This is a genomic window from Corynebacterium sp. Marseille-Q4381, from assembly GCF_036881695.1.
Lineage (GTDB): Bacteria > Actinomycetota > Actinomycetes > Mycobacteriales > Mycobacteriaceae > Corynebacterium.
The window spans coordinates 1-22,290 of sequence record NZ_JBAJNR010000015.1 but is presented as its reverse complement, the minus strand read 5'-3'; the positions used below and the strand labels follow the sequence as shown (position 1 = coordinate 22,290).

20 protein-coding genes are annotated in these 22,290 nt (G+C 66.6%); 4 read left to right on the top strand and 16 right to left on the bottom strand.

The features are described 5' to 3' along the window. Window positions 1-8: 8 nt before the first annotated feature. Entirely contained in the window at window positions 9-1,355 is a 1,347-nt protein-coding gene (gene gdhA, locus V6D40_RS10480) for an NADP-specific glutamate dehydrogenase (protein WP_334290311.1), read from the bottom strand. Window positions 1,356-1,514: 159 nt separating this feature from the next. On the opposite strand from gdhA, the gene V6D40_RS10475 reads away from it, so the two are divergent. Beyond that, window positions 1,515-2,531, top strand: a complete 1,017-nt coding sequence (locus tag V6D40_RS10475) for a glycerate kinase (protein WP_334290310.1) — start codon at window positions 1,515-1,517, stop codon at window positions 2,529-2,531. On the opposite strand, the gene V6D40_RS10470 is transcribed toward V6D40_RS10475, so the two are convergent. After that, a complete protein-coding gene (locus V6D40_RS10470; protein WP_334290309.1) occupies window positions 2,501-2,899 on the bottom strand; it encodes a hypothetical protein in 399 nt (132 codons plus the stop codon). The genes V6D40_RS10475 and V6D40_RS10470 overlap by 31 nt on opposite strands. Window positions 2,900-2,932: 33 nt before the next feature. On the opposite strand from V6D40_RS10470, the gene V6D40_RS10465 reads away from it, so the two are divergent. From V6D40_RS10465 to V6D40_RS10455, 3 genes are all read left to right on the top strand, one after another. Further along, entirely contained in the window at window positions 2,933-4,273 is a 1,341-nt protein-coding gene (locus V6D40_RS10465) for a DUF4921 family protein (protein WP_334290308.1), read from the top strand. Between the two features lie 10 nt (window positions 4,274-4,283). Continuing rightward, a complete protein-coding gene (locus tag V6D40_RS10460) occupies window positions 4,284-5,495 on the top strand; it encodes an amidohydrolase (protein WP_334290307.1) in 1,212 nt (403 codons plus the stop codon). Between the two features lie 69 nt (window positions 5,496-5,564). Beyond that, window positions 5,565-7,961 carry a glycogen/starch/alpha-glucan phosphorylase gene (locus V6D40_RS10455; protein ID WP_334290306.1) on the top strand — a complete coding sequence of 799 codons (2,397 nt, stop codon included), beginning with the start codon at window positions 5,565-5,567 and terminating at the stop codon, window positions 7,959-7,961. 18 nt (window positions 7,962-7,979) lie between these two features. On the opposite strand, the gene V6D40_RS10450 is transcribed toward V6D40_RS10455, so the two are convergent. From V6D40_RS10450 to hisD, 14 genes are all read right to left on the bottom strand, one after another. Then, a complete protein-coding gene (locus V6D40_RS10450; RefSeq protein ID WP_334290305.1) occupies window positions 7,980-10,406 on the bottom strand; it encodes an excinuclease ABC subunit UvrA in 2,427 nt (808 codons plus the stop codon). Window positions 10,407-10,422: 16 nt separating this feature from the next. Continuing rightward, window positions 10,423-11,850, bottom strand: a complete 1,428-nt coding sequence (gene pyk / locus V6D40_RS10445) for a pyruvate kinase (RefSeq protein WP_334290323.1) — start codon at window positions 11,848-11,850, stop codon at window positions 10,423-10,425. A 14-nt stretch (window positions 11,851-11,864) separates the two neighbouring features. Continuing rightward, window positions 11,865-12,764, bottom strand: a complete 900-nt coding sequence (gene lgt / locus V6D40_RS10440) for a prolipoprotein diacylglyceryl transferase (RefSeq protein ID WP_334290304.1) — start codon at window positions 12,762-12,764, stop codon at window positions 11,865-11,867. Between the two features lie 15 nt (window positions 12,765-12,779). Next, the gene (locus tag V6D40_RS10435; RefSeq protein WP_334290303.1) at window positions 12,780-13,595 is read right to left on the bottom strand and encodes an indole-3-glycerol phosphate synthase TrpC; all 816 of its coding nucleotides are present in this window, start codon (window positions 13,593-13,595) and stop codon (window positions 12,780-12,782) included. Window positions 13,596-13,632: 37 nt separating this feature from the next. Further along, entirely contained in the window at window positions 13,633-14,283 is a 651-nt protein-coding gene (locus V6D40_RS10430; RefSeq protein WP_334290302.1) for a TIGR02234 family membrane protein, read from the bottom strand. Further along, the gene (hisI, locus tag V6D40_RS10425; RefSeq protein WP_334290301.1) at window positions 14,283-14,633 is read right to left on the bottom strand and encodes a phosphoribosyl-AMP cyclohydrolase; all 351 of its coding nucleotides are present in this window, start codon (window positions 14,631-14,633) and stop codon (window positions 14,283-14,285) included. The genes V6D40_RS10430 and hisI overlap by 1 nt, the downstream gene beginning before the upstream one ends. Continuing rightward, on the bottom strand, window positions 14,634-15,407 hold the full coding sequence (hisF, locus tag V6D40_RS10420; protein WP_334290300.1) for an imidazole glycerol phosphate synthase subunit HisF: 774 nt from the start codon (window positions 15,405-15,407) through the stop codon (window positions 14,634-14,636). It lies immediately after the preceding gene. A 28-nt stretch (window positions 15,408-15,435) separates the two neighbouring features. Beyond that, window positions 15,436-16,254, bottom strand: a complete 819-nt coding sequence (locus V6D40_RS10415; RefSeq protein ID WP_334290299.1) for an inositol monophosphatase family protein — start codon at window positions 16,252-16,254, stop codon at window positions 15,436-15,438. Next, window positions 16,251-16,985 carry a bifunctional 1-(5-phosphoribosyl)-5-((5-phosphoribosylamino)methylideneamino)imidazole-4-carboxamide isomerase/phosphoribosylanthranilate isomerase PriA gene (gene priA / locus V6D40_RS10410; protein ID WP_334290298.1) on the bottom strand — a complete coding sequence of 245 codons (735 nt, stop codon included), beginning with the start codon at window positions 16,983-16,985 and terminating at the stop codon, window positions 16,251-16,253. The genes V6D40_RS10415 and priA overlap by 4 nt, the downstream gene beginning before the upstream one ends. Window positions 16,986-16,995: 10 nt before the next feature. Next, window positions 16,996-17,652: an imidazole glycerol phosphate synthase subunit HisH gene (gene hisH / locus V6D40_RS10405; RefSeq protein WP_334290297.1), complete on the bottom strand. Its 657-nt coding sequence runs from the start codon at window positions 17,650-17,652 to the stop codon at window positions 16,996-16,998. Window positions 17,653-17,670: 18 nt separating this feature from the next. Next, window positions 17,671-18,975, bottom strand: coding sequence for an MFS transporter (locus V6D40_RS10400; protein WP_334290296.1), 1,305 nt, complete (start codon window positions 18,973-18,975; stop codon window positions 17,671-17,673). Window positions 18,976-19,073: 98 nt separating this feature from the next. After that, window positions 19,074-19,700, bottom strand: a complete 627-nt coding sequence (hisB, locus tag V6D40_RS10395) for an imidazoleglycerol-phosphate dehydratase HisB (RefSeq protein WP_334290295.1) — start codon at window positions 19,698-19,700, stop codon at window positions 19,074-19,076. Beyond that, window positions 19,693-20,802 (bottom strand): histidinol-phosphate transaminase, encoded by a 1,110-nt coding sequence (locus V6D40_RS10390; RefSeq protein ID WP_334290294.1) that lies wholly within the window; start codon window positions 20,800-20,802, stop codon window positions 19,693-19,695. The genes hisB and V6D40_RS10390 overlap by 8 nt, the downstream gene beginning before the upstream one ends. Next, window positions 20,803-22,113: a histidinol dehydrogenase gene (hisD, locus tag V6D40_RS10385; protein ID WP_334290293.1), complete on the bottom strand. Its 1,311-nt coding sequence runs from the start codon at window positions 22,111-22,113 to the stop codon at window positions 20,803-20,805. Window positions 22,114-22,290 lie beyond the last annotated feature (177 nt).

Sequence of the window (22,290 nt, the reverse complement as noted above, 5' to 3'; positions counted from 1 at the left end):
GTTTCGGGTTACACCACACCCTGAGCGAGCATCGCGTCCGCAACCTTCTTGAAGCCGGCGATGTTCGCGCCGATGATGTAGTCGTTCTCCCGGTCGTACTCGGCCGCGGTCTCGGAGGTGACCTTGAAGATGTTGGTCATGATCTTATGCAGGCGCTCGTCGGTGTACTCGAAGGACCAGGAGTCTCGCGAGGCGTTCTGCTGCATCTCCAGCGCGGAGGTGGCCACACCGCCGGCGTTGGCCGCCTTACCCGGGCCGAACGCCGTCTTCGACTCGCGGAACACCTCGATGGCGTCGGCAGTGGACGGCATGTTCGCGCCCTCCGCCACGTACTTCACGCCGTTTTTTACCAGGGCGCGGGCGTGCTCAGCGTTGAGCTCGTTCTGGGTCGCGCACGGCAGCGCCACGTCGGCCTGCAGATCCCACACAGAGCCGTCGGTGTGCAGAGTCGCGCCCTGTGCCTCCTCGACGTAGGTGGACACTCGCTCGCGACGGTTCTCTTTGACGTCGCGCAAAAGCTCCACGTCGACGCCGTTCGGGGTGGACACCCAGCCTGAGGAGTCGGAGAAACCGACGACGGTGGCGCCGAGCTCCTGTGCCTTCTCGATAGCGTAGATCGCCACGTTGCCCGAACCGGACACAATGACGTTTGCGCCGTCGATGGACTCGCCGTTGGCCTTCATCATCTCGGAGGTGAAGTACACCGCGCCGTAGCCGGTGGCTTCCTTGCGGGCGAGCGAACCGCCCCACTCCAAGCCCTTCCCGGTGAGCACGCCCGACTCGTGCTGGTTGGCCAAGCGGCGGTACTGACCGAAGAGGTAGCCGATCTCGCGGCCGCCGACGCCGATGTCGCCGGCCGGCACGTCGCGGTACTCGCCGATGTGGCGCCACAGCTCCGTCATGAAGGACTGGCAAAAGCGCATGACCTCAGCGTCGGACTTACCCTTCGGGTCGAAGTCGGAGCCGCCCTTACCGCCGCCGATGGGCAGGCCAGTCAGCGAGTTCTTGAAAATCTGCTCGAAGCCCAAGAACTTGATCACGCCGAGGTTCACGCTCGGGTGGAAGCGCAGGCCGCCCTTGTACGGGCCGAGCGCCGAGTTGAACTGCACGCGGAAGCCGCGGTTAACGCGGATTTGGTTGTTGTCGTCCATCCACGGGACGCGGAATATAATCTGGCGCTCCGGCTCGCACAGCCGCTCGATCAGGCCGTAGTCGGCGTAGTGGGGGTCCTTCTGCAGGACGATCTTGAGCGAGTCGAGCACCTCGGCAACAGACTGGTGGAACTCCGGTTCGCCAGCGTTGCGCTTCAGCAATCTGTCGTAGTAACCGGCAACTTCTTGGTCGATAGAAGTCATGGAACATCCTTCCGGAGTTATCTGGGCGAAAAGTAGTACGGGAGGGGATTTTACAACCGATGCCCGCCGGGCGGAGGAATCTGACGGAATGCCCACAGTAAACTCGTGCCCTACTGACAACGTGCGGAAAGCACGACCTGAAACGTAAGGGAGCACCCCATGGATTCCGGAACTACCCAGCCGCGTTCGCCGAAGGTTGTGATCGCGCTGCAGCCAGCGAGCGCTGCCGCGAATACGGGCGGTGCGGCGCAATGGCTGGGCGAGGGTGTGCGCGAAGTGATCCGCGACGCTGAGGTCACGATCGCACCACTCGCGGACGGCGGCGCAGGGACCTCCGAGCTGTTCGAGGGCGAGCGGATCACCCTGCCCACCACGGACGCTGCGGGGCGCCTGACGGAGGCGACGTACACGTTCGACGCGGCGAGCAAGACCGCGTTCATCGACGTCGCCGCAGCTTCCGGCACCCCAGCGCAGACCGACAAACCTGTGCTACTCACCGGCGACACTTACGGCACCGGCGTGCTGATCGCCGACGCGCAGACCCGCGGCGCAGAAACTATCGTGCTCGCTCTCGGCGGCTGCGCCACAGCCGACGGCGGCGCCGGCATCTTGGTCGCCCTCGGCGCGAACCCGCTCGACGCGCGCGGCTACCAGCTGCCGCAGGGCGGCGGGAAGCTCGAGCAGATCGCGGACCTCGACACCGCGAAGGTGAACATTCCCGCCGGCGCCGTCGAGTGGGTGCTGCTCACCGGCGCTGACAACCCGACCGGCGGGCACGTGCCGGAGGGTGACCTCGAGGTCATCGACAGGGGGCTTTCGAAGCTTTGCGAGGTCGCCGGCATCGACCCCGCCTCCCCCGGCATCGCAGCCGCGGGCGGGGTGCCAATCGGCATCACCTGGCTTTCGACGCTGCTGCACGGCGACGCCTCCCACGTGCGGATCGTGCCCGGCGCCCAGGCGGTGGCTGAGGCCAGCGGGCTGGCCGCGGCGCTTGCAGATGCCTCCCTTGTCATCACCTCAGGCGCCGGCGTCGACGCGGTGGCCGAACTCGCGTCGGCACTCAACCCCGGCGCGACCGTCACCACGGTGCCGCTTTCGCAGAGCCCCGATCAGCTGCGCCAAACCGGCCGCGAGGCGGCGGTTCGCTACCTCAGCACCTCGACCGTCCAGGGGTAGATCGCCGGCACCTCGAAGCGGTCCTGCTGCTCGAGCGCGGCGGGGTCGGCGGGCAGGTCCGCCTTCGGCGTGAGGATGCGTGAGAGCCCCATCGCGAGCTGGTTGTAGCTGGCAGCGCCCTCTGCCCCAATGCGGTAGCGGTGAACCTCGGCGCCGTCGTCGGCGGGGTCAGTGCCGCGGTCGGCTTCGTAGGTGGAGGCGAGTTGGGAGGATATGGGGGCGTCGATAAGCACAATGCCCTCCTCGCGCACCTGACCAGCAGTGAGCTTCCCCCGGGCGACCAGAATGTCCAGCGCGCGCTGGAACGCGGCCCCGATCTGCGGGGCGTGGGCGGGAGGAACGAGGACGTCGAAAATAATCGCTGGCATGGGTGTACAGGCTAGCGCGGTAGTCTGAGAAGCATGCCCTTCCCGGTCAACGCAGCCAGAAACGCCCTGTCCACCATGGCGGACGGCACGATCAAGCAGGTCAGTCCGTTCTCCGGGACGCAAGTGTGGACCGTGCCCGGCCGCGGCAACCGGCCGCTGACCCACCGCGCGAAGGAGCCGGAGGCCCTCGGGCCCGGCGCGCAGACGGATAGCTGCAACTTCTGCGAAGACCGGCTTCTAGCCACCCCGCCGGAAAAATCCCGGATGGTGAGGACCGAAAGCGGCTGGGCAATCGTGCGCGACCTGCTTCCCGGCGAGCTTGACGCCACCCGCGCCGAGTTCCGCCGGGTGCCGAACCTGTTCGAGATCGTCTCCTACGACTACTGGGCGCAAAATTACGGCTACGAAATGCCGCCGGCCCGGCGCGAGCACATGGACCGCTACCTGGCTGATCCGGCCGGGCGCGAGCACGTGCTGGGCATTGCGCGCACCCGGTTAAAGGCCTCGGGCATGGGCGAGGACCACAGCGAGGAGGAGCTGCTCTCGATCGTTCCGGCGTATTTCGGCGGCGGCCACGACGTGATCATCGCTAGGCGCCACTTTGTCGACGGCGCGGCGGACGACTCCCAGCTCGCCGGCTCCGGCACGCTCACCCCTGACGAGCACCACGCGTTCACCGTGTTCACCATCGACGCGCTGCGCGACCTGCTGGAGGCGAACCCGTACTCGCCGTACGTGGTGGTGTTCCAGAACTGGCTCCAGCCCGCGGGCGCAAGCTTCGACCACCTGCACAAGCAACTTGTGGCGATCGACGAGCGCGGCGTGCAGGCGGAGATCGAAATAGAGAAACTGCGCCGCAACGTGAACCTCTACAACGAGTGGGGTGTCAACTACGCGCTGAACCACAACCTGGTCATCGCGGAGAACGAGCACGCGGTGCTGGTGGCGGAGATCGGGCACCGCTACCCCACCGCCACGGTGTATTCGAAGTCTGCCGTGTGCGAGCCGTGGCGGCAGGCGCCGGAGGAAGTGCGCGCGTTTTCCGACCTTTTGCACGCGCTCCACGCAGCCACCGGCGCTGACGTAGCTTGCAACGAGGAGTGGCACTACCGGCCCGTGGACTTGGACGTGCCGATGCCGTGGCGCGTGAACGTGAAGTGGCGCATCTCCACTGTCGCGGGCTTCGAGGGCGGCACGAAGATCTACGTCAACACGCTTTCCCCCTTCGACATCAGGGACCGGCTGGTGACCAACTTGTACCGGCTGCGCGATGAGCGCCGTATCGCCGGCGGCATCCTTATTGCGGCCGAGTGCGGGTCGGCGCGGAATATCTTGCGCTACAACCCCATGCTGCAGCAATCCAACACCAGGTAGGAGAGAACTCATGACGGATAACGCGGGCACAATCACCAACATCATCAACGCCTACCCGGTGGACGCCGAGTGGCAGCGCGGGGTCTACGAGTGGATGCACCAGCACCCAGAGCTGTCCATGCGCGAAACCGAGACCCACCAGCGCCTGGTGTCGGAGCTGGCGCGCTTCGACTGCCAGATCATCACCCCCGTCGGGCGCACCGGTATTTGCGCTGTGTTCACCAACGGCGACGGCCCAGTCGTGCTGCACCGCGCCGATTTCGACGGGTTGCCGGTGGTCGAAGACACCGACGCGGACTTCGCCTCCACCAACGGCGCGATGCACGCCTGCGGCCACGACATCCACACCACCGCGCTGTTGAGCATGTGCGACGTCCTCGACCGTTCGCGCCGCCACTGGTCGGGCACGTTTATCGCCCTGTTCCAGCCGGGCGAGGAAACGGGCGAGGGCGCCGCCGCGATGGTCAAGGACGGGCTAACGGTGCGCATCCCCCGCCCCGACGTCTGCTTCGCCCAGCACGTGATGCCCGGCCGCGCAGGCGACGTGATGAGCAAACCCGGCCCGCAGTTCGCCGCGTGCGACTCCATCCGCGTGACCATCCCGGGCATCAGTGCCCACGGCTCCATGCCGCACGCCTCGGTTGACCCGACGTTCACCGCCGCGATGATCATCACCCGCCTGCAGGCGATCGTCGGACGCGAGGTGGACCCGGCCGACTTCGCCGTAGTCACCGTCGCCTCCATGCACGCGGGAACCACCAACAACATCATCCCCGGCTCCGCTGAGCTGGTGCTGAACTGCCGCTTCTACTCCGACGCAGTCAAGGCGAAGGTTTACGCCTCCATTGAGCGCGTGGTGCGCGCGGAGGTCGCCGCGTCTGGCGTGGACGCGGAACCGACGATTGAGTTCTTCGCGCACGGCGAGCTGCTCACCAACGACGAAGCGACCTATCAGGGCATCAGGACGCTTTTCGACGCCCACTTTTCCTCCCAATCCGTCACCTCCGACCCGAAAACCGTCTCGGAGGATTTCCCCGCCATCCCCGCCGCGTTCGGCGTGCCGTACTTCTTCTGGTTGATCGGGTGCACGCCCGCCGACGCGTGGGAACGCGGCGAGGCGCCGGTGAATCACATGCCGAACTTCCTGCCCGATTACGCGCCGACAATCCGCTCCGCCACCGAGGCGGGATTGGTGGCCGCGCTCAGTGTCCTTGCCTCGTAAGAGGCAACGCCGCGTGCGCCGGTAGGCTTGGGCAGGACTGTCAAGCGAAACGGTGAGAAAGGTTAATCATTGGATACCCACGCAAACACCCCCGAGCTGCGGGATAGCCTCGCCGGCCACGTGAAGAGCTTCTCCGGGTCCTCTCCGGAGCGGGCGACGAACAAAAAGTTCTGGACGGGCCTGTCCGCCGCGGTGATGGAGAAGATCGCCGACAACTGGGACACCACCCGCACCACCTACGCCGCGAACCGCCAAGCCGCCTACTTCTCCGCGGAATTCCTGCAGGGCCGCGCCCTGTTAAACAACCTCACCAACCTCGGCCTGGTCGACGAGGCCGAGGAACTCGCCCGCGAGATGGGCCACGAACTGTCCGACGTGCTCGAAGCCGAGCACGACGCCGCCTTGGGCAACGGCGGTTTGGGCCGCCTCGCAGCCTGCTTCCTCGACTCCGCTGTCACCCAGGACTACCCGCTGACCGGCTACGGCCTGTTGTACCGTTTCGGCCTGTTCCGCCAGGAGTTCGTCGACGGCTTCCAGAAGGAGCACCCGGACGCCTGGAAAGAGTCCTTCTACCCCTTCATCGTCCGCCGCGGCACGCAGCAGCGGTTTGTGAAGTTCGACGACATGTCGGTGCGCGCCGTGCCGTACGACATGCCGATCACCGGCTACGGCACCGACAACGTGGGCACGCTCCGCCTGTGGGACGCCTCGCCGATGGACGAGTTCGACTACGACGCGTTTTCTTCCCAGCGTTTCGCCGACGCGATTTTGGAGCGCGAGGCGGTGCACGACATCACCCGCGTGCTCTACCCCAACGACTCTTCCTACGCCGGCAAGCTGCTGCGCGTGCGCCAGCAGTACTTCTTCGTCTCCGCATCGCTACAGGAGCTGGTGGACAACTACATCGAGCACCACGGCGAGGACCTGCGGGACTTCCACAAGTACAACTCCATCCAGCTCAACGACACCCACCCGGTGCTGGCGATCCCGGAGCTGATGCGCCTGCTTCTCGACGACCACGGGATGACCTGGGAAGACGCCTGGGAGGTCACCACCAAAACCTTCGCCTACACCAACCACACCGTGCTGCAGGAGGCGCTGGAGACCTGGGAAGAGTCCATCTTCAAGCAGCTGTTCTGGCGCATTTGGGAGATCGTGCAGGAGATCGACCGCCGCTACCGCATCGACATGGAGGCCCGCGGCATTGGCCCGGAGGAGGCGCACCGCTACTCCCCGGTCCACGACGGCCGCGTGCACATGGCGTGGATCGCCTGCTACGCGTCGTACTCCATCAACGGCGTGGCTGCGATCCACACCGACATTCTCAAGCGCGACACGCTCGAGTACTGGCACGCCATGGCGCCGGAGAAATTCAACAACAAGACCAACGGTGTGACCCCGCGCCGCTGGCTGCGCATGTGCAACCCTCGCCTGAGCGAGCTGCTCGACCGCCTGGCTGGTTCCGACGAATGGGTCACCGACCTGTCCAAGCTCCAACAGCTGCGGCACTATGCGGACGACGCCGATGTGATGCGGGAGCTGCGCGAGGTCAAGGCCGCGAACAAGCGCGACTTCGCCGACTGGATCCGAGAGCGCCAGGGCGTTGAGATCGACCCGGACTCGATCTACGACACCCAGATCAAGCGCCTGCACGAGTACAAGCGCCAGCTCATGAACGCGCTCTACATCCTGGACCTGTACTTCCGCATCAAGGAGGACGGCGAGCGCGACATCCCGAAGCGCACTTTCATCTTCGGCGCGAAGGCGGCCCCGGGCTACACCATGGCCAAGGGCATCATCAAACTCATCAACACCATCGGCGAGCTGGTCAACAACGACCCCGAGGTGTCGAAGTACATCCACGTCGTGTTCGTGGAGAACTACAACGTCTCCCCCGCCGAGCACATCATCCCGGCCTCCGACGTCTCCGAGCAGATCTCCACCGCCGGCAAGGAAGCCTCGGGCACCTCGAATATGAAGTTCATGATGAACGGCGCGCTCACACTCGGCACCATGGACGGCGCGAACGTGGAGATCGTCGACTCTGTCGGCGAGGAGAACGCGTACATCTTCGGCGCGTTCGAGGAGGACCTGCCGGAGCTTAAGCGCACCTATGTCCCCCGCCAGGTCGCGCAAGACACCCCGGGCCTGATGCGGGTGCTCGATGCGCTTACCGACGGCACCCTCGACGACCAGGGCTCCGGTGCTTTCCACGACATCAAGCAGTCGCTTCTCGACGGCTTCGGGTACGACGACCCAGACGTCTACTACGTGCTGGGCGACTACGCCTCCTACCGCGAAACCCGCGACCGCATGGCGCGCGACTACTACAACGACCCGCAGCGCTGGGAGCGCATGTGCTGGATCAACATCTGCGAATCCGGCCGCTTCTCCTCCGACCGCACGATCCGCGACTACGCCAACGAGGTGTGGAAGATCGAGCCAACGCCGGTGCACCCGGTGTAACCCGCGTAACCGGCAGGGTTACGCGCTGCGCGTAGCGAGCACCCCGCCAGTCGGGGTGCCGCGCTTGGCGATTTCCGCCGGTGAGCCCTCGGCGACAATTTCGCCGCCGTCGGCGCCGGCGCCCGGGCCCATCTCGACCACGCGGTCGGCCTGCGCGATCACGCGTGCGTCGTGCTCGACGACGATGACGGTCTGGCCGGCGTCCACAAGGCTGTTGAGTTCGCGCGCGAGCAGGTCGACGTCCGCCGGGTGAAGACCGGTTGTCGGCTCGTCGAGCAGGTACACGGTGTGGCCGCGCCTAGAAGTGCGTGCGCGCTGCAGCTCCGTGGCCAGCTTGATGCGCTGCGCCTCGCCGCCAGATAGTTCCGGTGCACCTTGGCCCAACCGCAGGTAGCCCAGACCCACCGCCTGCAGCGTTTCTACCGCGCGGAGGATTCTGGGCTCCTCGGCGAACACGCCGCGCGCCTCGTCCACGGTGAGGTCGAGCACCTCCGCAATGTTGAGGCCCTCCCACGTGACCTCGAGGGTTTCGTCGTTGTAGCGCGCGCCGCCGCAGTCAGGACAGGTGGTGTAGGACCCAGGCAGGAACACCAGCTCGACCTCAATCTTGCCGGCGCCGCCGCACGTCGGGCACTGACCCTGCTTCACGTTGTAGGAAAAGCGCGACACGCTCCACTTGCGGCGCTTCGCCTCGTCGGTTTCGGCGAAGAGCTTGCGCACGCCGTCGAACAGACCCGTGTACGTCGCGATTGTGGAGCGCGGTGTGCGCCCGATCGGCTTCTGGGTGATTTGAACAACCCGGCTCACCGCATCCGCACCCTCGAGCTCGGCGTAAGACCAACCGTTGTCCTCGTGCTGCTCCTCGTCTTCGCCCTCGAACGCGGCGGTTGACGATGTCGTCGCCCGCAATGCCCCGGCAAGCACCGTGCTGACCAGCGTGGACTTGCCGGAGCCGGACACACCCGCCACCGCGGTGAACTGCCCGAGCCCGAAAGAGACGTCCGCGTCCTCGATAGAGCGGGCGTTGACACCTCGTAGGGTGAGGGTGCCGGAGGGTTTGCGGGGTGCGTCGTTAAGCGTCAGCCCCCTGCGTTTCAGGGCGCTGGCTGTGGGAGTGTCGGCGTCGTAATCCGCCACCGGCCCGGAGTAGACCACCTCGCCTCCGCGCTCGCCGGCCAGCGGGCCCACGTCCACCAGCCAGTCAGCCTCGGCGACAAGTTCCATGTCGTGCTCGACCAGCAGCACGGAGTTACCGGCCTCGATGAAGTTGCGGCAAATGTCGAGTACCGCACCGCGCTCCGCGGGGTGCAGGCCAGCCGAGGGCTCGTCGAGCACGTACGCCACGCCGAAAAGCCCTGAGCGAAGCTGCGCAGCGAGGCGTATGCGCTGCAGCTCGCCGGCCGACAAAGTCGCCGCGGGGCGGTCGAGGCTCAAGTGCTTCAGCCCTAGATCGAGAGCGGACTGCAGCGCAGGCAGCACCTGCTTGAGCAACAGCGCCTCCGCGGAGTTCTCCGCCGGCGTCTGCGCCGACAGCACCTCGTGCACGCGGTCGAGGGGAAGCGACCCGAGCTCGTCGATAGGCATGCCAGCGTAGGTGACGTTCAGCGCCTCCGGGTTGAGGCGGCGGCCGCCGCAGACTTCGCACACGCGCGACTCCATGTAGCCCAACACGCGCTTGCGCAGGGTGTCGGACTGGGTCTCTGCCAGCGTCTTAGTCAGGTAACTCGCAACAGAGCGCCACGTGCCCTCATAGTTGCGCTGGATCTGGTCGGCGCCGCGGGTCGGCTTGACGGTGACAACCGGGCGCTCGTCGGTGAACAGGATCCATTGGCGGTCTTCCTCAGACAGGTCCTGCCACGGCGAATCGAGGTCGTATCCCAGCGTCTTCAAAATGTCGTGGAAGTTCTTGCCGGCCCACGCGCCCGGCCACGCCGCGATCGCGCCCTCCTCAATCGACAGTGTGGGATCCGGCACCATGGATTGTTCCGTGGGCTCGTGCACCACGCCGGTGCCCTGGCAGGCGGGACACATCCCCTCGGGCGTATTCGGGGAAAACGAGTCGGAGTAAAGCCCCTCCGGGTTGTCGCCGGCGCGGGAGTAGAGCAGGCGGATGGTGTTCGACATCGCCGAGACCGTGCCAACGGTAGAGCGCGCACCGCCGCCGGTGGTGGACTGCTGCAACGCCACGGTCGGCGGAAGTCCCTCGACTTGGCTGACCTGCGGATCCACCGCCGAGCCGATGAGGCGGCGGGCAAACGGCGCCACCGACTCCAAGTAGCGGCGCTGCCCCTCGCCGTGGATGGTGCCGAAGGCGAGAGAGGATTTGCCGGACCCGGACACCCCCGTCACCGCGACCAACCGGCCACGGGGAATGTCCACGTCGACATTCTTCAGGTTGTGCAGGTGCGCGTCGCGAATCTCGATGCAGTCGTTCGTTTCGGGCATGCACCCCAGCGTACGGCTACCGCGGGTTGCGGGTGTCCTCGCCCAGCTGGTGCACGTGGATGGTGTTTGTGGTGCCGGAAACTCCCGGCGGGATGCCCGCCACCACAACCATCGTGTCGCCCTCTTGGTACTGGTCCAGCGCGAGCAGGTACTCGTCAACGGTGCGCAGCATGTCGTCGGTGTTGTGGACGTCCGGGCAGAGGAAGGTCTCCACACCCCACGTCACCGCGAGCTGGGAGCGCACCTGCTGCACCGGGGTAAACACAAGCAGCGGCAACTCGGGGTGCAGCCGCGCCACGCGGCGGGCCGTGTCGCCGGACGTGGTGAACGTGACGATCGCCTTCGCGTTGAGCCGGCTGGCGATGTCGTTCGCCGAGTACGAAACCACGCCGCGCTTGGTGCGCGGGATATGGTTCAAAGGCGGCACTTTGCCCATGGTCTCTGCGGAGCGAACGATGCGGCTCATGGTTCGCACCACGTTGTGCGGGTCCACGCCCACCGACGTCTCGCCGGAGAGCATCACCGCGTCCGCGCCGTCGAGCACGGCGTTGGCAACGTCAGAGGCCTCGGCGCGGGTCGGGCGAGAGTTCTCGATCATCGAGTCGAGCATTTGCGTTGCAACGACCACCGGTTTCGCATTCTCGCGCGCAATCTGGATCACGCGCTTCTGCACCAGCGGCACCTGCTCCAGCGGGATCTCCACACCGAGGTCGCCGCGGGCGACCATCACGGCGTCGAAGGCGAGGATGATCGACTCGAGCGCGTCAACGGCTTCGGGCTTCTCCAGCTTCGCAATCACGGGCACGCGACGGCCGACCTCGTCCATGATCTCGTGCACCAGGTCGACGTCCGCCGGCGAGCGCACGAAGGAGAGCGCGATCATGTCCACGCCCATGCGCAGCGCGAAGCGCAGGTCCTCTTTGTCCTTCTCGCTCAGCGCCGGCACGGAGATGTTCATCCCCGGCAGGGACACACCCTTGTTGTTCGAAACCGGGCCGCCCTCGGTGACCTTGCACACCACGTCGTTGCCATCGACCTCGACGCAGACGAGGCCGACCTTGCCATCATCCACAAGCAGCCGGTCCCCCGGCTGCGCGTCCTGCGCCAGGTTTTTGTAGGTGGTGGACACGCGGTCGTGGGTGCCTTCGACGTCGTCGACGGTGATGCGAACCGTCTCGCCGGTTTCCCAGTAGGTTTTGCCGTCGCCGCCGAAGCGGCCGAGGCGGATTTTGGGGCCCTGCAGGTCGGCCAAGATGCCGACGGCGTGGCCGGTCTCATCAGTGGCCTCGCGGACCCAGCGGTAATTCTGCTCGTGGTCCGGGTAATCCCCGTGCGAGAAGTTCAGGCGGGCAACGTCCATACCGTCTCGCACCAGCCCCAGGATCGCGTCCTTGTTGGCCACGGCGGGACCGAGCGTGCATACGATCTTCGTTCGTCTTTCCACAGCGCTAACGATACTCATTTTGCGCTGGTTCGCTCGCCGGCTGGCGGCGCCTCGTAGGCCGGGTCAACCTCATCCGGCGTCTCCCGTCCCTTCGGCGAGCGGAGGAACATCACCACGCCAACGATGAACAAAATCGCGGAGACCCACGTGTTGACGCGCAGCCCCAGGATCAAGGTGGCTTCGTCGGTGCGCATGAGCTCGATAAAGAAGCGGCCGAAGGTGTAACCGGCGACGTAGAGCCACATCACGCGTCCGTGGCCGAGCGTGAAGCGCCTATCTGCCCAGATCAGCAGGAAGAACACGAGCACGTTCCAGATCAGCTCGTAGAGGAACGTCGGGTGGACGCTCGCGATGACCTCGCCCGTGGAGCGGCCGTTCAGCGGAGCGTAGCGGCCGAACTCGTCCACGCGGTAGTACAAGTCGAGCGCCCAGGGCACGTCCGTCGGCGCGCCGTAGAGCTCCTGGTTAAACCAGTTGCCCAGCCGCCCGATGCCTTGGGCGAGGACGACGCCCGGCGCCAGCGAGTCCGCGAGCGGTAAGAACGGCAGGCCCTTGTGCTTCATCAGGGCGAACAGCGCCAACGCGCCGAGCGCGACCGCACCCCAGATGCCGAGGCCGCCGGCGGTGATGTTGAACGCCTGCCACGGGTTCTTGCCCTCGCCGAAGTACTTATCGTGGTCTGTGATCACGTGGTACAGCCGGCCGCCGATGATGCCTGCCGGCACGCAGACGATCAGCGCGTCCCACACCGTGTCCGGGTTGCCGCCGCGTGCCTGGTAGCGGCGGATGCCGACGTAGGTCGCGGCGATGATACCCGTCATAATGCACAGGGCGTACGCGCGGATTGGGATCGGACCGAGGTGCCACACGCCCTGGGGCGGGGACGGGATGTTGGCGAGAATCTGAGTGTGCACGTGCAATAGTATGCACTACCGGCGCGGGCACGCCGGGTGCTGGCCGGCCGCGGCGAGCGCCCGGGTGGCGGCGCAGATGTCATCGCCGCTCATGATCGCCTCGGCCGCGAGCACGGCGTCCGCGCCGATCGCCGCTGCGTCGAGGAGGTCGCGCACCGTGGTCACGCCGCCGAGGCTGATTTTGATCACTTCAGACGGCAGCCCCGGCACAATCTCCGCAAAAGTGCCGGGGCGCAAATCGTTGGTGTCGAAGGTCCACGAGTTCACAGCGATCACGCTGGCGCCGACTTTGAGCGCCAGGTCCGCCTCCTGGGGGGAGCGCACTTCGGCCATGACGACCATGCCGAGGGACTCGGCCCTGTCGAGAAGCGCTGCGAGCCGGGCTTCTTCCAAAATGCCCACCTGCAGCGGTAAGACGTCGGCGCCGTAGCAACGCGCCTCGTGGATCTGGTAGGGATCCACGATCACGTCACGGCACACCATCGGCAGGTTGACGGCGGCGCGAGCGTGCGCCATATCCTCGAGCGAGCCGCCGAAACGCAGCCGCTCGGTCTGGCAGCCGATGAGGTGCGCCCCGCCTTCTTCGATGGCGCGCGCGACATCCGCGATGTTCCGCCGCTTCACGCCGGTCGGACCGAAGACAGGGGAATCGAGCTTGATCTCGGCGATGACGCTGCAACCCGGCCGCAACAACGCGGAACGGGCGTCGCGGGTGGGTGCCATGTCGCGGGAGCGCGCTTTCACTTCCTGAAACGGTAGGACGGCTTCGCGCTTCGCCACGTCACGCAACACTCCGGTGACGATCTCGTTCACCGCGCTCGGGGCAAGCATGTCTTTAAGGTAGCTGGAAAACCCCGCCCGCCGATAATCAGGGTCGCGTGGGCGTGGTGTCCGTCGGGTCGATGTCAGCGTCGAGCGCATCCCACATCACGCGGCCGGAGTCGGGGTTGGTCTCCAGATCGTCGGCGAGTCGCTCGCGGCGCACCGCTTCTTTCTCGTACTTGTTCTGCTTCGGCGCATCTTCACCTGGGCGCGCGGCAACCAATACGGCGCCGGCAAAGGCGATAAGGCAGCCGGCGAGGCTCAGTAGCGGGAAGAGCGTGGCGACGTCCGCAGCGGTCGTTTCCGCCCACTCCGAAACCACCGGGCCTTGCGTAGTGCTGGCGGTCTGAGCGGTGTCCAGTCCCGCGGTCAACAGGGCGTGGACGCGGTCCGGGTCGGCGCCTCGGATAAGCAGCTGGGCAGGGGAGACGGCAGCGCCGAGAGACGCGAGTGCTGCGATGATGGCGGTGAGGCGGCGACCGGTGCGTCGTAAAGCAAATGCCCCTATCGCGGCAACGAACAGCAGCAGCGCAACTGCAGTGGTCTCGGTGGACCACTCGGCGCCGCGAATGTGGGCAACCCCGCCGCCGGCAAGCTCGTCGGTGTACGTCGCAGTGACCCACATGCCGCGGGAAAACGCGCCGAGCAGCGCCGCGCCGGTGCCGATGAGCAGGGCCCCGAGCTTGTGCGGTGCCATTACAGCAGCCGATCCGCGTCGAAGCAGGTTGTGTCACCGGTGTGGCACGCGCCGCCGGTTTGCGCAACGGTGACAAGGATCGTGTCGCCGTCGCAATCCAGCGCCACCGACTTCACCTCCTGCACGTTGCCGGAGGTCTCCCCCTTCACCCAGTACTCGCCTCGGGAGCGGGAGTAGTAGGTGCCGCGGCGGGTGGCGAGTGTGTGGGCGAGCGCGTGGTCGTCCATCCACGCCATCATCAGCACGTCTTTGGTCTCGTGGTCCTGTACCACGGCGGGCACGAGGCCCTGGTCGTTGCGTTTCAGGCGCGCGGCGATGGCCGGGTCCAGTTCGTACGTTGCAACGGACATCTAGCGCACCTCCAGCCCTGCGCAGCGCAGCTCGTCTTTGACTTCGCTGATCGAGACTTCACCGAAGTGGAAGATGGACGCGGCGAGCACAGCGTCCGCACCCGCCTCCACGGCCGGCGGAAAGTGCTCGGCTGCGCCCGCCCCACCGGAGGCGATCACCGGGATCGAGACCGCCTCGCGCACGCGCTGAATCAGCTCCACATCGAAGCCGGACTTGGTGCCGTCGCCGTCCATGGAGTTCAGCAGGATCTCGCCCACGCCAAGGTCGGCGCCGGTTTTCGCCCACTCGATAGCGTCGATGCCGGCGGAGCGGGTGCCACCGTGGGTCGTCACCTCGAAGCCGGATGGCTGGGTTTGACCGCCTTCCGGCACGCGGCGCGCGTCGACGGAGAGCACGATGCACTGGGAGCCGAACTCGCCGGCAAGCTCGCGGAGAAGCTCCGGCCGGGCGATGGCGGCGGTATTGACGCTCACCTTGTCAGCGCCGGCGCGCAACAGCTCGCGCACGTCGTCGGCGCTGCGGACCCCGCCGCCCACGGTCAGCGGGATGAACACCTGCTCGGCGGTGCGGCGCACCACGTCCAGCATCGTGCCGCGGCCTTCCTTGGAGGCGGTGACGTCGAGGAAGGTCAGCTCATCCGCGCCTTCCTCGCCGTAGCGCTTCGCCAACTCGACCGGGTCGCCGGCGTCCACCAAGTTTTCGAAGTTGACGCCCTTGACCACCCGCCCGCTATCGACGTCGAGGCACGGGATCACTCGGATCGCAACTGCCATGGCTAACTTCCTTTACTGTGTCGTGCTGCTACTGGTTGGCAACGTGCAACATCGTACGCAGCGCCGTTTCGTGCGCCGCGGGGGTCCCCACGATTGCCCCGGCGCTGCCCGGGGACCACGGCCGGCCGTCCATGTCGGTGGCGGCGGCGCCGGCACTGCGCGCGATCAGCACGCCTGCGGCGTTGTCCCAGACGTGCGGGGAAAAGCTCACCGCAGCCCGGTAGATGCCGAGGGCGACGAAGGCCAAGTCCACCCCGACGGAACCGGAAATGCGCGGGCGCAGCTCGGTTTTCGCGAGCTCGCCAATGAGCGCAAGGCGGGTCGAGGCGGGAAAACGCACCCGGTCGTCGGAGCCGACGGAACCGACCCCGACCTGCGCGGCCGCGTGGGTGCCCGCGCCGCCGCTTCCCAGCGGCGGTAACGCGGTGCCGTTGCACACCACCGGCTGGCCCTCAACAGCGCTCACACTCAGGTTCAACAGCGGCATTTCAGTGAACGCCATCACCGGTTGGCCACCGCGGATCAACGAGACCAAAATGGCGCAGTTCGGGTTGCCCGAGGAGTAGTTCGACGTGCCGTCAATCGGGTCGACCACCCAGCAGGCTTCGGCGTTGAAGTCGCCGCCGCCCTCTTCCCCGTAGACAGGAATGCCGGTGGCCCCGCCGAGCCGCTCGCGCAAAAGCGCCTCGATGGCCAGATCCGCTTCTGTGGCGAAGTCGCCCTTGCCCTTCATCAGCGCCGGCGCGGCGCCCACGTGGTCGAGAAACACGCCGCGCGCCTCCGTGACGGCAGCCGCGGCGAGACGGTGGCAATCCGCGAGGTCCGCGCGATCTGCTGCTTCGGTCACAGCGCGACCCGCGCGAGCGCGTCAGCGAGGCTGAAGCGCTTCTCATACAGGGCCTTGCCGATGATGACGGAGTCGATGCCTTCGTCGAGGTAGGAGGAGACCAAGGCGACGTCGTCAAGCGTGGAAATGCCCCCGGATGCTGTAATTTTGGCGTCCGTCGCCGCGGCCACATCACGCAACAGGTCGATGTTCGGGCCGGTCAGCGTGCCGTCCTTGCTTACGTCGGTGACCACGAAGCGGGCACATCCGGCCGCGTCGAAGCGCTCGAGCACCTCCCACAGGTCCCCGCCGTCGCTCACCCAGCCGTCGCCCTTGGTGCGCCACTGGCCGTCCTCCTCGCGCACAGCGATGTCGATCGCAATCTGCTCGCCGTAGCGCGCGATCGCGCTTTCGGTCCACTCCGGATTCCTCAGCGCGGCCGTGCCGATGTTGACCCGCTTCGCACCGGTGGCGAGCGCCCGCTCGAGCGATTCGTCATCGCGGATACCGCCGGTCAGTTCCACGTTGATGGAAAGTTCCCGGGTCACTTGCGCCATCAGCTCGTGGTTGGAGCCGTTGCCGAACGCCGCGTCCAAGTCGACGAAGTGCAGCCACTGCGCACCCTCCTCCTGCCACTTCAGCGCCGCCTCGAGCGGAGTGCCGTAGACCGTTTCCGTGCCGGCCTCCCCCTGGTGCAGGCGCACCGCCTGACCGTTGACCACATCGACAGCGGGCAAGAGAGTAAACGTCATGCGGCCAATCCTAACGCAGGGTGCCCACCCAGTTCGCCAGCAGCTGGAGCCCAGCATCGCCGGACTTTTCAGGGTGGAACTGGGTCGCCCACAGCGGGCCGTTCTCCACCGCCGCGACGAACCGGCTCGGCCCGTGCGCGGCCCACGCGACCTTCGGGTAGGCAATAAACTCGTCTTCCGCCAGCGGGAACTCGCGCGCCGCGTAGGAGTGAACAAAGTAGAACCGGGTGTCAGAGTCGAGCCCCGCGAACATGGCGCTTCCCTCGGGCACCTCCACGGTGTTCCAGCCCATGTGGGGCAGCACGGGGGCATCAAGCTTATCGACGCTCCCCGGCCACTCCCCCAGCCCAGCCGCATCAACCCCGTGCTCCACGCCGCGCTCGAACATCACCTGCATGCCCACGCAGATGCCCAGCACAGGCCGCCCGCCGGCGAGCCGCTGGCCAACGATGCGCGGCGCGGCAACCTCGTTGAGGCCGCGCATGCACGCCGCGAAGGCTCCGACGCCTGGGACCACAAGTCCGTCCGCCTCGACGGCTGTGTGCGGGTCTTTCGTCACCGCGACGTCCGCACCCACGTGTTCCAGCGCGCGGTGGGCAGAGCGCAGGTTGCCGGCGCCGTAGTCGAGCAGCGCCACAGTCGGCGTGGTGTTGGCGGTGTGAGTCATGGACGGAAAGTGTAGCGCCTACCGGTAGCGCCGCGGGGCTTGGACAGCTTTGAGACGCACCGCCAAATTGTTCACCTCAACCACGCGGTGGCGGCCCAGTTGCCGGTCCAGCAGCGTCACGGCGAGCCCCAGCACGATCACCGCGCTGGCAATGCCGTACATCGGCGCGAACGCCATGGTGGTCAGCACCATCCCGTAGACGGTGGATCCGATGCCCGTGCCGCCGTCGAAGGCGATGTTCCAGATCGCCGACGCCTGCGAAGACTTGGAGCGCGGCAGGCGGTAGAACATGGTGGTCAGCGCCTCGTTCTGCACCGCGCCGAATCCGGCGCCGTAGAAGATCACCGCGATGACCATGGTCCACACGGGCAGTTGGAGGAAGAGGATGACCGCCATCATGAACACGCCGACAGCCGCGGAGATCTGGAACGGGATAAGCACCGTTCCCGGGTAGCCCTTTCGGTCCATCACCCGGCCGGCGAAGTAGCGCGAGAGCATCGCGGCTAGGTTGAGCACGCCGAGCATAAGACCGCCGAGCGCTGCGCCGCGCACCGGATCGAGGTCGCGCATGGAGGCGGGCAAAAAGTTGGTGATGGCGCCGTAGGCGGTGGTGACGAACATAAGCGCGAGCGCCGGCACCAGCACCAGGTGCCAAGTGGGCACGCGCACCGCGCTGGGCACCGCCTCGTCCTCCGCGGCGGGCGGAATCGACGGGATCAGCAGCGACGCGAGCAGCGAGATCAACCCCACGGTCGCGCCGGCAGCGAATACGCCGTTGTAGCCCACCACGTCCACTAGCGCTAGGCCGAGCGGCAAAGCCACCATCTGCGAGGCGCCGACGACCAGGCCCAGCGCGCCCGTCGCGCTGCCGAGCAAGCGGAGCGGCACCAGTTCCGCGATGATCGCGGCCTCGGCCACGGACAGCGCCCCGAAGCCGACGCCGCGCACCGCGCTGACGGTGAGCAGCGCGCCTGGTTCCATTCCGAGCATGTAGCCGAACGCCCCGCCGCCGAGCAGCAAAGCGGACGCCACCATCACCGCGCGGTAGCCAACAGTTCGGAGCAGCCACGGAGTGAAGACCTGGGTGATCACTGTGGCGAGCATGAAAATGCCGGTGCTGAGGCCCGCCAGCGTCTCCGGCCCCCCAGCGTCGATCACCGCGGTAGGCACCACGGGCAGAAGGAACGACCACGCGCCGAACGCCGAGGCGACGGCGATGAGCACCGGCACGATGCCCCTCGCCCGCCATACCGAGGTGAAGCTATCGACCTCTTCCGGGGTCAACGGTCTGCGTGCGCGCGCGAACGCTCCGTTCAGGGCCAAACCTGCACTCCCTTCTCAATTCAGACACGGCTCCACCGGCGCGGGGGAATCCACGCTGGCACCGTACCCGAATCACACGGGTTCGACACAGGAACTGCTTACAAAGCACCCTTTGTGGAGGGGACGCCTTTCAGCTTGCCGTCGCGCGAGACCGCCTGTCGCAGTGCGCGAGCGACGGCCTTGTACTCGGCTTCGGTGATGTGGTGCGGGTCGCGCCCGTAGCGGACGTTGACGTGGAGGGTGATGCGCGCGTTGTACGCCAGCGTTTCGAAGAAGTGCTGGTTGATCACGGTGGCGTAGTGGCCGCCGATGATCTGCCACTGCATGTGCTCCGGCTCGCCGTTCATGACGAAGTACGGCCGGCCGGAGATGTCCACCACGGACTCGACCAGGGTTTCGTCCATGGGGAGCAGCATCGAGCCGAAGCGGGTGATGCCGGCCTTGTCCCCCACTGCCTCTGCGAGCGCCCAGCCCAGGGTAATCGCGGTGTCCTCGACCGTGTGGTGCGCGTCGATGTGGGTGTCGCCTTTGGCTTTCACGGTGAGGTCGAACGCGCCGTGGGTGCCGAACGCGGTGAGCATGTGGTCGAAAAACGGCAGGCCGGTGTCCACATCCACCTTGCCGGTGCCGTCGAGGTTGATTTCCACGGTGATGTCGGACTCGCTGGTGGTCCGGGTCGCGCGCCCGATGCGCGCCGAAGTGGTTGTGTCAGCCGTGTCAGCCATTGATGATCTCCTTCGCCGCCGCCAAAAAGGCGTCGTTTTCCTCGTCCAGCCCGATAGTGACGCGCAGCCGGCCGGGCACGCCGACGTCGCGGATCAGCACGCCCCGGTCCAAAAACTGCTGCCACGCCTGGTGCGCATCGTCGAAGTGCCCGAAGAAGATGAAGTTCGATTCGCTCGGCACCACGTCATAGCCCAGCTGCGTGAGTTCCCGCTGCACGCGGTCGCGCTCGCGCGAGAGCTTTTCCACCGTGCCCAGCGTCTCGTCCGCATGGCGCAGCGCCACAAGCGCCGCCGCCTGAGAAAGCACGGAGAGGTGGTACGGCAGGCGCACTAACATCACCGCTTCGATGAACGCCTCGGCCGCGACGAAGTAGCCCAGGCGGCCGCCGGCGAAGTCGAAGGCCTTGCTCATTGTCCGCGACACCACGAGTTTCGCCGGGTAGCGCTCAATGAGCTCGCAAGCGGAAGGCGACGGGGAGAATTCGGCGTACGCCTCGTCGACGATGACGATGCCCGGCGCGGCCTGGATGATCCGCTCGATGTCGGGCAGTGACGTGACGTCGCCGGTGGGGTTGTTCGGGGTGGTGATAAAGACCACGTCTGGGGCGTGCTCGGCGATTGCGCGAAGCGCCGCATCCATGTCGATGCGGTAGTCCTCCCCGCGGTTTACGCCGATGAACTCGGTCTGCGTACCCGCGCTCAGGATGGGGTGCATCGAGTACGAGGGCACGAAACCCAGCGCCGTGCGACCGGGCCCGCCGAACGCCTGCAGCAGCTGCTGGAGCACCTCGTTGGAGCCGTTGGCGGCCCACACGTTGCCGCGCGTCACCGCAACGCCGGTCTGCTTAGTCACGTACGCCGCGAGCGCGTCGCGCAGCTCGACCGCGTCGCGCTCCGGGTAGCGGTTCAGCGACGCCGCTACTCGTGCGACTTCCGCAACGAGATCGTCGATAAGCGCCTGCGACGGCGGGTACGGGTTCTCGTTCGTGTTCAGCGCCACCGCGACATCGAGCTGCGGCGCACCGTAGGCCGATTTCCCGCGCAGCTCCTCGCGCAGCGGCAGGTTGTCCAGAGTGATGTCCGAGGTAGTAGAGGCAGCCATTTATTTGTCCCCCATCCGAGCCGCGATCGACTCTCCGTGGGCCGGCAGCTGCTCCTTGTCCGCGAGCGCGATGATGTGGTTGCCGATCTCTGTCAGTGCTTGCTGGTCGTACTCGATCAGGCTCACGGGTTTTAAGAACGTGTGCGTGCTCAGTCCCGGGTTGAATCGCGCGGTGCCGGAGGTTGGCAGGACGTGGTTGGACCCGGCGGCGTAATCCCCCAGCGGCACTGGCGAATACGGTCCGACGAAGATCGCACCGGCGTTGGTGATGCGCTTTGCCGTCTCGCGCGGGTTGCGGGTGTGGATTTCCAAGTGCTCCGCCGCATACGCGTTCGCGACCGCCACCGCCTGTTCCTCGTCGCGCACCAGCACGATGCCGGACTGCGCGCCGCCGAGCGCGGACGCGGCGCGCTCCGCGTTGAGCGTGAGGGCACTTCGCTTGTCGACGACCCGCTGCACCTCTTCAGCCAGCGATTGCGAATCCGTAATCAGCACGCTGGCGGCCTGCTCGTCGTGCTCCGCCTGCGAGATGAGGTCGAGCGCGACATACTCGGCGTCCGCCGTTTCGTCGGCGATGACCGCGATCTCGCTCGGACCAGCCTCAGCGTCGATGCCGACGACGCCGTTCACCAGGCGTTTCGCTGCCGCCACGAAGATGTTGCCGGGGCCGGTGACCATGTCCACCGGCTCGAGGCCAGCTTCGTCGTCGCCATATGCCATCAGCGCGATCGCCTGCGCGCCGCCCACCGCCCACACCTCGGTGATGCCGAGCAGCCGGCACGCAGCCAGCGTCACCGGGTGCGGCCACCCGCCGAACTCAACCTGCGGCGGGGTGCACACCACCATGGTTGATGCCCCTGCCTCCTGCGCGGGGATGACGTTCATCAGCACGCTGGAGGGGTACACCGCCTTTCCACCCGGCACGTACAGACCGACGCGCTCGACGGGGATGTATGTCTCGGTCACCGTCGCCCCATCCGCAAGCGTGGTCGTGTGCTCCTTGGGTTTCTGCTCTGCGTGGACTTTGCGGATCCGCGCAATCGCCACCTCCAGCGCCTCTTTGACCTCGGGCTCAAGACCTGCCTCGGCGGCGTCAATCACCGCTTCGGGCACGACGACCGATTCCGGGCGGATGCGGTCAAACTGTTCGCCGTACTCCAAGGCCTTTTCGGCGCCGCGGTCGCGCACCGCCTCCACAATCGGAGCGACAGTGGGCAAAACAGACGCCACGTCGGTACCGCCGCGGGGCAGCAACCGGCGCAGCTGTGAGGTGGTGGGGGTCGTTTCCCGCAGATCAGTCACGCGCAGCATGGGCCTATTGTATTACTCCGGCGATACGTCTAACGGACGTTGTGCCCAATCACGGTCGGCAACACCAGCGGCGCCTCACCAAGCAGCTCGTGCAAATTGCCGTCGCGCTCAACCGCGCTCGTCACAGCCTGCACCTTTGTCGCCCTGCGGCGTTTGGGCCCTCCCCCGGCCCCCGCG

Coding starts and splice junctions, on each gene's coding strand:
- gdhA (WP_334290311.1), bottom strand. CDS start 1,355: ATGACTTCTATCGACCAAGAAGTTGCCGGTTACTACGACAGATTGCTG.
- V6D40_RS10475 (WP_334290310.1), top strand. CDS start 1,515: ATGGATTCCGGAACTACCCAGCCGCGTTCGCCGAAGGTTGTGATCGCG.
- V6D40_RS10470 (WP_334290309.1), bottom strand. CDS start 2,899: ATGCCAGCGATTATTTTCGACGTCCTCGTTCCTCCCGCCCACGCCCCG.
- V6D40_RS10465 (WP_334290308.1), top strand. CDS start 2,933: ATGCCCTTCCCGGTCAACGCAGCCAGAAACGCCCTGTCCACCATGGCG.
- V6D40_RS10460 (WP_334290307.1), top strand. CDS start 4,284: ATGACGGATAACGCGGGCACAATCACCAACATCATCAACGCCTACCCG.
- V6D40_RS10450 (WP_334290305.1), bottom strand. CDS start 10,406: ATGCCCGAAACGAACGACTGCATCGAGATTCGCGACGCGCACCTGCAC.
- V6D40_RS10435 (WP_334290303.1), bottom strand. CDS start 13,595: ATGCTTGCCCCGAGCGCGGTGAACGAGATCGTCACCGGAGTGTTGCGT.
- V6D40_RS10430 (WP_334290302.1), bottom strand. CDS start 14,283: ATGGCACCGCACAAGCTCGGGGCCCTGCTCATCGGCACCGGCGCGGCG.
- hisI (WP_334290301.1), bottom strand. CDS start 14,633: ATGTCCGTTGCAACGTACGAACTGGACCCGGCCATCGCCGCGCGCCTG.
- hisF (WP_334290300.1), bottom strand. CDS start 15,407: ATGGCAGTTGCGATCCGAGTGATCCCGTGCCTCGACGTCGATAGCGGG.
- priA (WP_334290298.1), bottom strand. CDS start 16,985: ATGACGTTTACTCTCTTGCCCGCTGTCGATGTGGTCAACGGTCAGGCG.
- hisH (WP_334290297.1), bottom strand. CDS start 17,652: ATGACTCACACCGCCAACACCACGCCGACTGTGGCGCTGCTCGACTAC.
- hisB (WP_334290295.1), bottom strand. CDS start 19,700: ATGGCTGACACGGCTGACACAACCACTTCGGCGCGCATCGGGCGCGCG.
- V6D40_RS10390 (WP_334290294.1), bottom strand. CDS start 20,802: ATGGCTGCCTCTACTACCTCGGACATCACTCTGGACAACCTGCCGCTG.
- hisD (WP_334290293.1), bottom strand. CDS start 22,113: ATGCTGCGCGTGACTGATCTGCGGGAAACGACCCCCACCACCTCACAG.